The sequence below is a fragment of the Pseudoalteromonas gelatinilytica genome (assembly GCF_001641615.1).
Lineage (GTDB): Bacteria > Pseudomonadota > Gammaproteobacteria > Enterobacterales > Alteromonadaceae > Pseudoalteromonas > Pseudoalteromonas gelatinilytica.
This window is the reverse complement of record NZ_LRRU01000004.1, coordinates 112,729-126,525: the sequence shown is the minus strand read 5'-3', so window position 1 is coordinate 126,525 and position 13,797 is coordinate 112,729. Positions and strand designations below refer to the sequence as shown.

13 protein-coding genes are annotated in these 13,797 nt (G+C 41.0%); 6 read left to right on the top strand and 7 right to left on the bottom strand.

Going from position 1 to position 13,797, the window contains the following annotated elements:
* Nucleotides 1-9 precede the first annotated feature (9 nt).
* Both NH153_RS01285 and NH153_RS01280 read right to left on the bottom strand, forming a co-directional pair.
* The gene (locus tag NH153_RS01285) at nt 10-2,223 is read right to left on the bottom strand and encodes a CapA family protein (protein WP_082873954.1); all 2,214 of its coding nucleotides are present in this window, start codon (nt 2,221-2,223) and stop codon (nt 10-12) included.
* Nucleotides 2,224-2,556: 333 nt separating this feature from the next.
* Nucleotides 2,557-3,210, bottom strand: a complete 654-nt coding sequence (locus NH153_RS01280) for an OmpW/AlkL family protein (RefSeq protein ID WP_063700214.1) — start codon at nt 3,208-3,210, stop codon at nt 2,557-2,559.
* A 234-nt stretch (nt 3,211-3,444) separates the two neighbouring features.
* On the opposite strand from NH153_RS01280, the gene NH153_RS01275 reads away from it, so the two are divergent.
* Entirely contained in the window at nt 3,445-4,863 is a 1,419-nt protein-coding gene (locus NH153_RS01275) for an MATE family efflux transporter (protein WP_063700212.1), read from the top strand.
* 70 nt (nt 4,864-4,933) lie between these two features.
* Nucleotides 4,934-6,112 carry a succinyl-diaminopimelate desuccinylase gene (gene dapE / locus NH153_RS01270; protein ID WP_063700209.1) on the top strand — a complete coding sequence of 393 codons (1,179 nt, stop codon included), beginning with the start codon at nt 4,934-4,936 and terminating at the stop codon, nt 6,110-6,112.
* A gap of 55 nt (nt 6,113-6,167) precedes the next feature.
* Here dapE and olsF read toward each other — a convergent pair whose 3' ends face one another.
* A complete protein-coding gene (gene olsF, locus NH153_RS01265; RefSeq protein WP_063700207.1) occupies nt 6,168-7,886 on the bottom strand; it encodes a bifunctional ornithine lipid synthase OlsF in 1,719 nt (572 codons plus the stop codon).
* 123 nt (nt 7,887-8,009) lie between these two features.
* Between olsF and NH153_RS01260 the strand changes: the two genes are divergently transcribed.
* Both NH153_RS01260 and NH153_RS21990 read left to right on the top strand, forming a co-directional pair.
* Nucleotides 8,010-8,930 (top strand): 2-hydroxyacid dehydrogenase, encoded by a 921-nt coding sequence (locus tag NH153_RS01260; protein ID WP_063700204.1) that lies wholly within the window; start codon nt 8,010-8,012, stop codon nt 8,928-8,930.
* 97 nt (nt 8,931-9,027) lie between these two features.
* A complete protein-coding gene (locus NH153_RS21990; protein ID WP_267894573.1) occupies nt 9,028-9,162 on the top strand; it encodes a hypothetical protein in 135 nt (44 codons plus the stop codon).
* Between the two features lie 62 nt (nt 9,163-9,224).
* Here NH153_RS21990 and smrA read toward each other — a convergent pair whose 3' ends face one another.
* The 3 genes from smrA to NH153_RS01245 all read right to left on the bottom strand — a co-directional run bounded on the left by smrA (nt 9,225) and on the right by NH153_RS01245 (nt 11,007).
* A complete protein-coding gene (gene smrA / locus NH153_RS01255) occupies nt 9,225-9,806 on the bottom strand; it encodes a DNA endonuclease SmrA (RefSeq protein WP_063700202.1) in 582 nt (193 codons plus the stop codon).
* A gap of 411 nt (nt 9,807-10,217) precedes the next feature.
* On the bottom strand, nt 10,218-10,463 hold the full coding sequence (locus NH153_RS01250) for a hypothetical protein (protein WP_054551958.1): 246 nt from the start codon (nt 10,461-10,463) through the stop codon (nt 10,218-10,220).
* 100 nt (nt 10,464-10,563) lie between these two features.
* Nucleotides 10,564-11,007: a hypothetical protein gene (locus tag NH153_RS01245; RefSeq protein ID WP_063700200.1), complete on the bottom strand. Its 444-nt coding sequence runs from the start codon at nt 11,005-11,007 to the stop codon at nt 10,564-10,566.
* Between the two features lie 151 nt (nt 11,008-11,158).
* On the opposite strand from NH153_RS01245, the gene NH153_RS01240 reads away from it, so the two are divergent.
* On the top strand, nt 11,159-11,542 hold the full coding sequence (locus NH153_RS01240; protein ID WP_054561914.1) for a response regulator: 384 nt from the start codon (nt 11,159-11,161) through the stop codon (nt 11,540-11,542).
* 98 nt (nt 11,543-11,640) lie between these two features.
* Here NH153_RS01240 and rpsT read toward each other — a convergent pair whose 3' ends face one another.
* Nucleotides 11,641-11,901: a 30S ribosomal protein S20 gene (gene rpsT / locus NH153_RS01235; protein ID WP_036967030.1), complete on the bottom strand. Its 261-nt coding sequence runs from the start codon at nt 11,899-11,901 to the stop codon at nt 11,641-11,643.
* A 243-nt stretch (nt 11,902-12,144) separates the two neighbouring features.
* On the opposite strand from rpsT, the gene murJ reads away from it, so the two are divergent.
* A complete protein-coding gene (gene murJ, locus NH153_RS01230) occupies nt 12,145-13,725 on the top strand; it encodes a murein biosynthesis integral membrane protein MurJ (protein ID WP_267894572.1) in 1,581 nt (526 codons plus the stop codon).
* The last annotated feature ends 72 nt before the right edge of the window (nt 13,726-13,797 follow it).

The following is a 13,797-nucleotide window of genomic DNA, read 5'->3' as shown; positions in this document are numbered from 1 at the left end:
ATCTCCTCCTTAATCAAGTATTGTGAATGTAAGTTTTACATTCGTATCATTACTTGCTGAGATCTTTAAAAAGTCAAAACCGTGCATTTTCTCGGTTTGCCATAGTCCATTATCTAAGCTGATAGCATCTTGCCAGCTAATTAGTGCAACATTATCTAAGCGAGAGATTGCTTCACCTGTACTTGGTGCGTAATGCCTAAATTGTAGTTTTACGCCCCTTGGTGGAAGTTCTTTTGGTCCTAAAGTGAATTCATCTGACGGTAAACTAAAGTCATGGCTAAAAGCGTGCCATGCTTGATCACCCCCTTCACTTACATCAATTTTATGCTGTGAAAAAGTAAGGTCGTCAATTTCGGTTGTATAACTCAAAAGCGCATCAATTTTTCCACCGTTTTCTGCTTGTAAATAACCATAAAAAGAGAAGTCTTTACTCAGTAGTGGATCGCCATTTTCATCTGTGAGTTCCATCACTCGCATTGTGTGTCTAAACGGTATTATCGATGGCGTATTATCGAACTCATCTCTACTAGAGCACAGCGCTTGTATGCCTGCATAAGGTTTATCTGTACATGGAAATACACTGTCACTGGTATGATCCCAGCGGCTCACTTCAAATGCTTCGCTGTCGTTATCCCAATCTTCAAAATCGCCAAACACCATTATATCGCGTCCAAATACCGCACTGCTGAGCTCGCCGCTGGTTACTTCTATTGATGATAAAAATGCCGCCGATGAAGGACTGTATTGTCGTAAGTCAATAATGTCGCTGCTGCCATCTACCTCAATCGTAACGTCAGTTGTACTCTGTGTTGCTTGGTTTTGGCTGAAATAGACTTCACCATAATTATCACGAGGAATTAAAGTGATATTGTCATCAGAAAACTCAGCAAGGCGTCTTAATAAGTAGTGAGTTAGAAATCCTGTTGTGAACCGTGGTTTATAATCTTCAACAAAAATAGGATAAGCAAAAGCCCGGTTGACGGTTTGCGTATTGGTATTTAAATCGATCATTACTGCAACACCGAGTAAGGTATCAAGGCGTGGTTGATCAAAGACAAAGTTACCCAACCCCAGCACTGCTGGAATATCGTTATAAACAGCAAAACCTTGTGCCACATGAGGGTGATGAGCAATAAGGAGATCTGTATTTTGTTTTGATAATGCTTCAAAGCGGCTGCCAATATAGCTTGAAGGAGAGTAGGTGTATTCATCTCCACCATGCATTTGGGCAATGATAAATTGCGAAGAATCCTGTTCTTCTAATGATGATTTAACGGTATCCGAGTTGGTTAAATTTGCGGCCCCGCCTTTTGTTAAATCAGCAATATAACTATATTCATGTTCTTCACCAGTAATTGAGGTAGCGGCAAATAACACCAGAGTTACATTATCGAGCGTTTTACTGACGGTAGTCATTGCTTGACTCTCATCAAGACCTGCACCGCTATGAAGTAAACCTGCATTGCTTACTTCAATGAGGGTATCTTCTAAGCCGGATTGCAAGTAATCGTAGATATGGTTATTACCAAGACCAACATAATCTATGCCTATCTCAGTGAGCCCTAGCAGTGAGTCTGGTAGACTAAAAAAGCTAAACTCTTTGGTTGGATGGACGGTTGCAGGATTAGTCGTCACTGGCGACTCTAAATTTACAGACGCAAAGTCAGCATTTTGAAATAACGCTGCGACATCCGCAGTAATTGCAATGCTGTCTGCTCCTGCGGTATCTGGGTGGATCAAGGCATCAGTTACATCGGGAATAGACGTGCCCATGGTTTTTAAATTGGGATCTAAATAACGACGGCCAAACATAGTATCGCCAGCAAATAAAAGGCTTTTACTGCTCGATGCTTTAGTTTGGAGTTGAACTGTCTTTGTTGATGAGTCAGGTTGATTTACGACAATACTTGCTCGCGGAAAATATCCCGCTTGCTCAACCATAATCGCATGATTGCCATAAGCAAGGTTACTAATACTTATTGTACCATCGCTATCAGACTGATAGGTTTGCCCTGCTAAGGTAACACTGATATTGCTAAGAGGTGTTTGATTTTCATCGGTGATCGTAAAAGAAATATTTGCACTACCCGCAAGCAGCTTTTCGCGATCGCTGATTGCGACCTGCGTTTGCTCATCTGGTTTATCTTCGTTCGGGTCTTTTACCTTACATGCTGTTAAATTAAGACACGTAAGCAGAACTAAAGAATTAAAAAATATTTTCAACTAACGCCCCTCGTTATCACGCAATTTACATTCTATACGTCAAAATTATTATGGTTATTTTATAATTGCTGGCTAATAGGGACAACAATTGACCAGCTCTGAAAATTCAGATATTGCCTGCTCTTTGGCATTGTTTCGACGATATTTTATACTGGCGACTTAATAACCAATAATAAAGGTGTAGCTTAGTAAGTAAGTGTAGTTCAATTTTATTGGTTGGAGGAATTTGTCTTAGAATTTAGATAAATAGCAATTTGGTATTAGGAAGCGAGCGAAAATAAAAAAGGCCAATAAATGGCCTTTTTGTGCGTATGGGCTTTCACAAAATGAAAGTTAGAATTTGTATTTCACACCGAACATAGCAACAACTGGGTCAATTTTTACTGTTGAAGTTAGCGCTTTTGCACCGTCTGCATAAACAGTTGCGTCAGTTTCGATATCAATAAGTGAAACCATGCCATGCAGACCCCAGTTTTCACTCATCATGTAGTTAAAACCTGCTTGAGCTGCAATGCCGAAAGAGTCATCTAGTTTAACTTCTACATCGTCAGTACCTAGTGTTGCTTTTAAAGCCGCAGAAGGTTGCTCATCAAAGAAAGTTGTATAGTTAAGACCTACACCCACAAATGGACGGAACTTATACGTTGAGTCTAAAAAGTGGTATTGCGCTAAAAGTGTTGGTGGTAAATGCTTGATAGTCGCGATTTTGTTACCAGCTAAACCACCTGCGCCTTGAACATCATGACTAAATGGTGTTGCTGCTACTAATTCAATTACCCAGTTGTCATCAAGCGCGTAATCTACAGTAATACCTAGCTGAGTATCATCATCCGCACTTAGGCCTAACGTTGGCGCTTCATTGATTTTTGAGCTGTCGTTATCAGGGTTTACATTAATTGCACCTACGTTCACGCTTAAGTTTGCGTTTGCAACAGGAGAGAGTGCTAATAGTGAAGTAAGTAATGCAATGCTTAATTTAGTTTTCATGTTGTTCTCCGCGAACTACTTGTCTGATTTGGTTGAGGCTATTATTACCAAGTTGCAGCGGACAAAACCTGTTCTAGATCAAAGTTTCAAAAATGTTTGAACACAGTGAAGTCATTTATTGATTTAGATTAAGTTTTTAAACAGGTACGGCGAAAAAAAGATTGACTGTTATTGACTCTATATTCAGCTACGGCTGTTAAACTAAGGGTGTTGTTTGCTTATTAGGTGTTTTTCATGGCTGATCCTCAGCATTTATTTCTTCATGGCTCGATTTCAAAAGCGTTACTTAAATTAGGTATCCCGATCATCTTAATCAATATTTTGCAGTCTGCTTATCAATTAACAGATGCATTTTGGGTAGGGCGCTTAGGGGCGGAGCAAGTAGCTGCCGTTTCTGTCAGTATGCCTGTTACTTTTTTAGTGATTGCAATTGGTTCAGGTTTAGCGATGGCGGGGGCTATTTTATCTGCTCAGTACATGGGAGCTGGCCTGCAAGATAAGGTTAATCATGTTGCTGCGCAAACCATGTTGATGGTGACGCTTACGGCTTCGATGCTTGGTTTAGCAGGTTATGTGTTATCGCCATACTTTTTGACTTTGTTAGGCGTTGAAGAGCAAGTGTTTGGTGATGCCCTTAAATTTATGCATGTATCCTTTATTGGTGTTGTGTTTGTGTTTATTTATGCCATGTTCCAAGCCTTAATGCGTGGTATCGGGCAAACCAAAGTGCCACTGTATATAGTAAGCGGTACTGTATTACTCAATTTTGTACTCGACCCTTTACTGATTTTTGGGTTTGGTAATTTCTCTGGGTTTGGTGTAATGGGCGCTGCATTAGCCACACTTATCACGCAAAGCTTAGCGGCTGCAATTGGAGTATGGGTATTTTTGCGGGGGCGTCATGGAATTCAACTTAAACTCTCAAGCTTTAAACCTGACTGGCAATATATGAAGCAAGCCTTCTTTTTAGGGGCACCAGGCTCGGTTGAGCTTTCAGCGAGAGCATTTGGTTTAATCATAATGTCGTTTTTGGTTGCCAGCTTTGGTACGCACACCATTGCTTCTTATGGTGTTGGCTCTAATATTTTGCAAATGGTGATGATCCCTGCAATGGGCCTTTCAATGGCTGTTTCGACCTTGGTGGGTCAAAACATGGGAGCAGGAAACCCGCAGCGTGCGGCACAAATAACACGCTTAGCCTCGCTTTGGGGGTTACTAGGCCTGACATCCGTGGGCGTGATTGCTTATTTGTTTGCTGAATACTTGGTGGCTTTTTTCATTCCTGATGATGAGTCTGTGATTGCTGGTGGTGCAGAGTTTATTCGTGTCATGTGCTTAACTTGGGGCGGGATAGGCGTGCAGCTTTGCGTAGTCGCTGCATTTAGGGCTTCAGGAAACATGCTAAATGCGATGGTAGTGTCACTGCTTTCGCAATGTGTTATTCAATTTCCTGCCGCGTATATTTTGTCTAAGCATACTTCACTGGGACCACAGGGCATATGGTATTCCTTTGCTATCACCAATGTACTTGTGGCAATCATTACTTATCTTTGGTTCGCAGCAGGTCGTTGGCAACGAACACAATTAACCAAAGAAGATAAAGACATAGCCAAGGTGACCCAAGAAACACTTATTGAAGAAGGAAATCATTAATTTAAGTTTCACACTGCGGTCATAAACTCTCGTTGTAATAACCCTAGCTTTCTAACTGACTAGGGTTATTATGAGTTTGATATCAAATGCAGAGTTAGTAACGCACCTGTCGGTGCAATCTGAGGTGGTTGAAACATTACAAACCTTGCTCCGATTTAAATCGGTCACACCTGCTCAAGCGGGGGCAATTGATTGGCTTGAAAGTAATTTAAGCCAGCTCGGCTTTGATTGTGAGGTATTTAGCTTTAATCATGTTACTAATTTAATTGCTAAAATCACCTTTGGTGAAGGCCCTATCGTTGCTTTTTCTGGTCATATTGATGTGGTACCCGCTGCGCAGGGTGATTGGCGAGTTGATCCTTTTAGTGGCGAGATAGTCGATGGCAGTGTCTATGGCCGTGGCGCAGCAGATATGAAAGGCGGTGTTGCTGCTATGCTTTGCGCAACAAAGCGTTTTTTAGCGCAAAAGAGCAATAAACGCGGCACATTCTACTGGTTAATTACCTCAGATGAAGAAGGTGAGGCTGAATACGGCTCCTTATTGATTGCCGAGCGTCTAGCTAAACAAGGTGTTGTGCTTGATGGTTGCCTAGTTGGCGAACCGACGAGTCATTTGCATGTGGGTGATACCATTAAAAATGGCAGACGGGGGGCGTTGTCGGCTCGATTATCTATTCAAGGTAAAGCTGGGCATGTTGCTTATCCTGAAAACACCATAAACGCAGCACATTTAAGTGCAGAGGTTGTAAAGCGCTTAACGGCAATTAGCTGGCACAAAGATGAAGCCGGTTCGGCAACAACACTACAAGTAACTGGCATTAATATAGCCAATGTGGTGGATAATCTTGTTCCTGCTCAGTGTGAGCTAACGTTTAACGTGCGTTATAGTCATGGCTACAAAAGTAAAGACGTTAAAGAAGAAATTCAGTTTGCGTTGGCAGATTTAGCATCCCAGCTAACGCTTGTTTGGGAGCGCCCGTGCGAATCATTTTATACCTTGCATCAAGCCAGCAATTGCTTGTTGCAGCAGCTTGAACAAGCCGTGCATGAAATCACTGGCAGCTTTCCGATGCTTAGTACTAGTGGTGGCACATCTGATGGCCGCTTTTTTGCTAATGAGCATACTCAGGTGATTGAATGTGGCGTGAGAAACCATACCATTCATCAAGTTAATGAGCATGTCCCAATCGCAGACTTAATCACCATTGAGCAAATATATTCAGCTGCGCTTAGAAATATATTTAGTTAAAAATGAAAAAGTCGGCGAATATGCCGACTTTTTCCTTTTAGTTATTTTATAACGACTATTCTCGTGCCTGTCCTAAGTACCGTTTGGCCTTACTCGCTTTTACTTTATCTAAGTCGACAAGCACTAATCCATCAATGCAGTTATTAAACTCAGGGTCGATGCTAAAACTTAAAAACTGTACGCCACCAGGTTCGCAAAGCTCCGTGTATTGTTTGAATAAGGTAGGGACTTGCGCGCCAATATTGGCAAGTACATGCTTAAGTTCAACAAAGTCTTCTTTAATGTCATCCCCAGCAAATAACTGAGCACATTGTTCTTTTTGTGATTCGGTATGGCGATATTCATTATTGGGGATAGCTAACACTTGTTTAGCACCATAATAATGTTGGTAATAATGAACGAGGAGTGATTTTGCTTGCTCAGGGAGTGCGTTAGACACGCTGACTGCGCCAAACAAATAGCGGTATTGCGGGTATCGGTTCACAAATGCGCCGATGCCAAACCATAAATAATCTAGGCTTTTTCTACCCCAGTATTTGGGTTGCACGAAGCTGCGACCAAGCTCAATGCCTTTTTCAAAATACGGCGTCATAGCATCGCTGTAGCTAAATAGGCTATCGGTGTATAAACCTTTGCGGCCATGTTTTTTTATAATGTCTTGTGCGCAGGCAAGTCGGTATGCGCCAACTAGTTCAAGTTGTTTAGCATCCCAAAGTACAAGGTGTTGATAATCCATGTCGTATTTATCTATATCACGGCGTTTACCACTGCCTTCACCGACTGCACGAAACGCAATTTCACGAAGTCGTCCTAGCTCACGGAAAATCGGTGAGCTACCACAGTATTGGTATAAGTAAATTTTCATACCATCAGAGGTTTCACCTAATAATTCACACTCTTCAATGGCTTTTTTAAGGTCTTTCGTTGCTTCTGGGCTAGCAATGGGAGTTTGCGTTTTTAACGGCAGAGGTTTTTTAGTGATAAGTCGATACAACTGTTTTCTTATCAGCTGAGCTATCTCTTTATCTTTTAAATTCTCGATTAAATATGACTCAGGTGGGATAGATGCGCCAATTTCAAACTCTAATGATTTTTGTCGTTGTTTAAACATCTCTTTGACTAATAGCAAACTGGCTAATGGTTTATAGATCATTGAGGTGCCGTAAAATAACGGGCTGTTTTTCGCTTTGATGTAAATAGGCAAAATAGGTGCGTTGGCTTTTTTTGCCATACGTAAAAAGCCACTGTTCCATTTACAGTCTTTAATTCCCGTTGGACTTAAGCGCGATACCTCACCTGCTGGGAAAATTAATAACGCACCGTCTGATTTTAAGTGCTGTTGGATATTAGCCAGCTCTTTCTTTTTACTCGTTCCTGATAGGTTATCTACGGGAAGGAGTAACGAGTGCATGGGAGTGATAGACATCAGCATGCGGTTTGCAACGACTTTTAAATCAGGGCGCACACTTGATAATACTTTTATCAGCGCTAATGCATCGAGTGAACCAATAGGGTGGTTAGCCACGATGACGATATTGCCTTCACTAGGAATATGTTCCATTTGCTTTGGCTTGTAGCGCGTGTCAAAGTCAAGCTCATCAAGTACTTGCTCTACAAATTCAAGTCCTTGTAAGTGTGGGTATGCATCACCAAAGGCAACAAACTCTTGCTCATGTAATAAATAACCCAGGCCTTTCTTTACTAAGCCTTTTACTTTTGGTGAATTTTCTAACTGTGGTAAATTTGCTTCTATTACTTTATCAACACTGATCATACAAACCTCAAACATAAACGCATTCAGCGATGAGGTTAGGGTAAGAGTTCGCTGTGACAGTTAGGTTGCAGTTGTGTGACTTTTTAAAGAGCGCTTCGAGTACGAGGCAAAATGGAGAAGACAATGATTTTACTTGTAGCTGTAACAGGTCGAGATTGCAGCCAATTAATTGCTCGATTACAAGCGTTACTACCAGAGGTTGACGTGCAGCTTTGGTCTGAGTGCACTGATTATGAAGCTGTTGAGTTTGTACTTGCTTGGAATGCCCCCGCTGATTTATGGCCTAAGTTGGTAAATTTAAAAGCGGTTTCTTCATTTGGTGCAGGCGTTGATAGCATCGACTTAACGAAGGTAGCAGCGCATGTTCCCGTTGTTAGAATTGTTGATGATAACCTTGCTAATGATATGGCAGAGTATGTGTTGAGCCATGTATTAGCACACAAGCTTAGACTTAAAGAATATTATTTAAAACAATCAGCCTGCATGTGGAAGCCAAAGCGAGCGTATTCACATCAACATGTGGGTATCTTAGGTTATGGCGAACTAGGTAAAGCCTGTGCAAAGCGTTTACTCGCGAATGGCTTTAAAGTGAGTGCTTGGTCTAAAAGTGAAAAACACGACGCTGAAGTAAATACCTATTATACACAGCAGGGATTAGATGACATGCTTGGTCAAATTGATTATCTCGTGTGCTTGTTGCCACTTAACCAACACACTCAGGGTATCATTAACAAATCACTGCTAAGTAAATTGCAAAATCATGCGGTGCTTATTAATGTTGCCAGAGGCAAGCATGTTGTCGATGAAGATTTGCTCGAGGCACTTGATAGTGAGCAATTACGTGGCGCTACCCTTGATGTGTTCAGCGAAGAGCCTTTACCTAAGGTGCATCCTTATTGGTTTCATGAAAAGGTGACCTTAACACCTCACTGTGCTGCATTGTCAGATTTAGAGACTGTGACGCTGCAAATCGCGGGTAATGTCAAAAGGTTAATTGAAGGTGAAAGTCTAATAAATCAGGTTGATAGAACAAAAGGTTATTGACACATTACAAATTAGTTTAATATACACCTTGTTAACATCTGTAACTTTGCTATGCTGTTGTTGCTCAATAAAAAAACAATAATAAAAAAGAGGCGTTATGAAATCTAATCAAGGTGGAGCTAAATTTAGTCTAGTCGTAGTGTCAGTAATTGTTCTTGGTGTTTCAGCATGGTTTAATCAAGCGAATGCATCAGATCAGCCAGCTCAGGTTATTGAAGTTAGCCAATCATAACCAACCAATCACAATTAGTATGTGCAGCATGTATTGATGCTGCACTTTAATCCTTTATTCTCTTAACTTCTTTTTGAATGGATTTCTCTGTTCTCGTGTTTCTTCTCGTCTGACTTTTTAATCATCACATACGTTGCACCGCTACCACCATGATGCTTAAGGGCGCTATGAAAGGCTAAAACCGCTGGAATTTCTTGCAGCCACTTATTGGTGTAGCTCTTTAATATGCCCGGTTGAGATTTGTTTTTGATGCCAATCCCATGACGAATAAGCACGACACGAATATTTCGTTTGTGGCAGTCATCTATAAAATTAAATAACGTACTGCGAGCTCGATTGAGAGGTTGGCCATGCAAATCAAGTGTGGCATCGAGTTGATACTTAGCTAAACGAAGGTTTTTGTATACTTGGCCTTGTACGCCATCTTTTTTGAATGCCAGTATTGCATGGGGATCTAATAGCTCAACGAATTCACTGCGTAAATAATTCTCGTCAATTGCTAAATCACACTCAGCTGCTTTGCGTTTTTCTTGCTGAGCTAAAGAAGGGCCTAGTTTTGTAGAATCAAATTGAACAGTGTCATGTTTGAGAGGTTTTACGTCTTCCATTGATGAAAGAAATAAGTCGAAGTCGTTTAATGACATAATGTACCCCAAAATTTTCTATACCCAAACCATCTCAAGGTGCGAGTTTCAGTTGGAATTAAAAGCGATTTAGGCAAGGCATTGATTGCAAATAATAGTGGTTCTATTGTTAAAATCAATAACGCAGTATAAATCCCTTTTAAACCAACCCTCCGGGCGTTTCACAGGCACTCACTCTCATCGTTGTTACTTCTTAAAAGGGACTACCATTCTTGCAAAGTAACGCCTTGATATTAAGCACCTGTGAAACGCTGAATTCTGCATCTTGAGGTGGCTTGGGTATATATACGCCGTTTATGGTATCTCAGTTCAATTATTTTGTAAGTAAAAAAAAGCCCAAGCAGAGGGCTGCTCGGGCATAAAAGCTGATAGATGGGATAGCCTATTCTATCAATTTATCTTAGGAGAAGATTAACCTTGATTGATATTCAACTGGCCAAATGTGTAGACCTTGAATAAATAAAATGTATTGATCAACACCAAGCTCATATTTGAGATAACGCTCGATGACATGAGATCTAAACTAAACGATAAAAATAATAAACTACACGCGCTAATCGCCGCAAAACGCAGTAATGTAAGCTGGTTAATAAAAAATGCACCTAATCCTAGTGCAAGTAACGTTAAGTTTAAAAGCCAATCTAGCTCGTTTAGCATGGTCGTATCTGATCGTGTCTGTGTTGAAAAAGGAGCGCCATTATGGTGATCTTTTACACAGCTTTCAACCAAGTAATTTTTAATTTTCGGATTAGATTTTTTAATCCATTATTAGTTTTTTCATGGCAGCAAAAAATCCACTTTGTTCTGTCACACGATACTTCTGACAGGTGTCTGGGTTACGCTTATCTTGGCATAGGTAAATAACGTTGCGGCTAAGGTCTGCGCGGGGGCTCAGGGTTGAATCAAATAAGTTTGCACCATAGCCAAATACGCCAGGCCAAAATACACTTTGTGAGACCATGCCAAGCTTTTCATAAGTGATTAGCACGGGCTTTGGCGTAATTAGTAGAATTAATACAACCGCGGCAAGTGTATACCAACGTGTTTTGCTTTTTTTAAGTTCGACTTCAGGTGCGGCTTGTTGCCCAGCTTGTGCGCGCGCTTGTTGTTGATTTAAGGGTCTTTGGCGTTTTGCTTGCGTTGGTTTCTTTCGTGCAGGTGCTTTACCAAGTAAAGATTGTTTTTTTATTTTGTTAGACATAAAGCTTATCTGGCCTTTTAAACATAGGTCTCTATAATGAGATTATAACGAAGTTTTTGATATAATAGTCAAATTCAAATCACTTATAGCTTAAATGCGTTACACTCTTCAGTGCAATGAGTGTTTATCTTCATAGTTTAAGAGGAATAGTATGGATACGCAGCTTTCAATTCTTATTGTGGACGACGTAGGCACAGTTCGCAGTTTTTTAAATCAAACATTGATGCACCTAGGTATCGATAATGTGCGTGAGGCTTCTACGGCCGCGCAGTGTTTAAGCGCATGTAAAGAAAAAGAGTTCAATATTATCTTCTTAGATATTGAATTACCCGATGGTGACGGCAAAGAGATTATCTCGCAAATCAACGAAATTTCGCCTGAAGCGAATGTTGTGATGGTTTCGGCTCATTCAACGGTCGAAAACGTTAAAGAAGCGATTGAGAAGGGCGCTAAAGGGTTTGTAGTAAAACCTTTCACACCTAAGAAAATTGCCGCCATGCTGAAAAAGTTTTACCCAGAACTCGAAATTGTCTAGCTAACTGGTTTAATGAGGCATAGTGAAAACGTGCCTTGTTAAATTACAGATAAAAAAAACCGGCATAAGCCGGTTTTTTTATATTCATCAAAAACAAATTATAGCGCTTTGATTTTAGCTGCTAAACGGCTCTTATGACGAGCTGCTTTGTTCTTGTGGATAAGACCTTTAGTTGCGTAACGGTCTAGGATAGGTGTTGCAACAGCGAATGCTGCTTGTGCAGCTTCTTTGTCGCCCGCTTCAATTGCAGCAACTACTTTTTTGAAGTAAGTGCGCATCATTGAACGACGGCTTGCGTTATGTTGACGATTTTTTTCGCTCGTAATAGCGCGTTTTTTTGCAGACTTGATGTTAGCCAAGGTTTGCTCCTAACAATCTTAAAATAAGCTTAATTTAAAGGCCGTGGAATATGCCTGTTTTTATCATGAATGTCAACGAAAATTTGACATCTCAAGAAAAACTGCTCCTTATAACGAACATCAATTTGCCGCTTTAGCAGTTAATATCGCCATTGTAACAAAGGGTCGGGTTCGAGCCTAGTGCTTTAAAGATATTTTAGGCATAATCGCCCATCTTAAAGGTTTTTTGATAATGGGTTTAAGGTGGCAAAAGGATTATTTCGTTCTGGAATGATTGTTAGTGCAATGACAATGATTTCACGTGTTTTAGGGTTAGTACGAGATGCTGTTGTGGCTAATCTGCTTGGGGCCAGTGCCGCAGCCGATGTGTTTTTATTTGCCAATCGAATTCCTAACTTTTTAAGACGTTTGTTTGCTGAAGGAGCTTTTGCCCAAGCTTTTGTACCGGTTTTATCTGAGATAAAAGAGCAACAAGGTGACGATAAGGTGAGGTTGTTTGTGGCTCAAGCAGCCGGCACCTTAGGCACCATTTTATTGATTGTCACCCTGTTTGGGGTGGTTGCCTCTCCAGTCATCGCAGCATTATTTGGTACCGGTTGGTTTATCGATTGGTGGCAAGGAGGCGAAAATGCCGAAAAGTTCGTACTGGCCAGTGCGCTGCTAAAGCTGACTTTCCCTTATTTGTTTTTTGTGAGTCTGGTTGCCCTGAGCGGTGCGGTTATGAACGTCTATAATCGCTTTGCTGTGGCTGCATTTACGCCTGTGCTGTTGAATGTATCAATTATCACGTGTGCTGTTTTTCTACACGATAAATTTTCGGTAGGGGCATACGCACTTGCCATTGGCGTGTTTGTGGGGGGCTTAGTACAGTTACTGTTTCAGTTGCCATTTTTGTACCGTGCCCGTATGTTGAGCCGCCCTAAATGGGGCTGGCAAGATGAAAACGTTAAGAAAGTTCGAAAGCTCATGCTACCTGCCTTGTTTGGTGTTTCGATAAGCCAAATAAACTTGTTACTCGACACCATGATTGCCTCGATGTTGATGACCGGCTCTATCGCGTGGCTTTACTACTCAGACCGTTTAATTGAGTTTCCTCTTGGCTTATTTGGTATTGGTATCGCGACAGTCATTTTGCCCGCATTATCTAAGTTACATAGCACTAATAGCACAAAAGATTTCCAGCTAACCCTTGATTGGGGTGTGCGCTTTGTTATTTTCTTAGGCTTGCCTGCCATGTTTGGTTTAATGGTGATTAGCCCGCTCATTATTACGGTTTTATTTGACCATGGCGCGTTTCAGGATGGTGAAGTTGATCATGTAAAAGCGGTTAGTTATGGAGTGATGGCCTACTCGGTAGGATTGGTTAGCTTTATGCTAATCAAGGTGTTAGCACCGGGTTTTTATTCACGTCAAGATACTAAAACCCCTGTAAAAATAGGTATTAAAACACTGGTGTTAAATATGGTGTTTAACATTATGTTGGCCCCCTTTATTGGCTATTTGGGGTTAGCGTTAGCAACCGCGATGTCGGCCAGTTGTAATGCCTATTTGTTGTATCATCAATTACGTAAAGATGGCGTCTATCAGTTTTCTGCGATGAGCCTTAGCTTTACCTTTAAGTGTTTGTTTTCAAGTTTATTAATGGCTGCTTCAGTGTGGTATGTTGGCCAGCAATTTGCGTGGAAAACATGGCACTTTAGTGAGCAGGTAGTGCTATTGACGGGGTTATTGGCACTTGCTGCTTTTGTGTACTTTGTAGCCTTGTTCATTTTAGGTGTGCGACTAAATACGATAAAAAGTGTTGCAACTACTGAATCAAACTAAAAAAAAGATTATAATCGGCGCTTCAAGCCCGATATCAATGTTTTGGGCTCGCTGATAAAGGCAAAAAGGTGG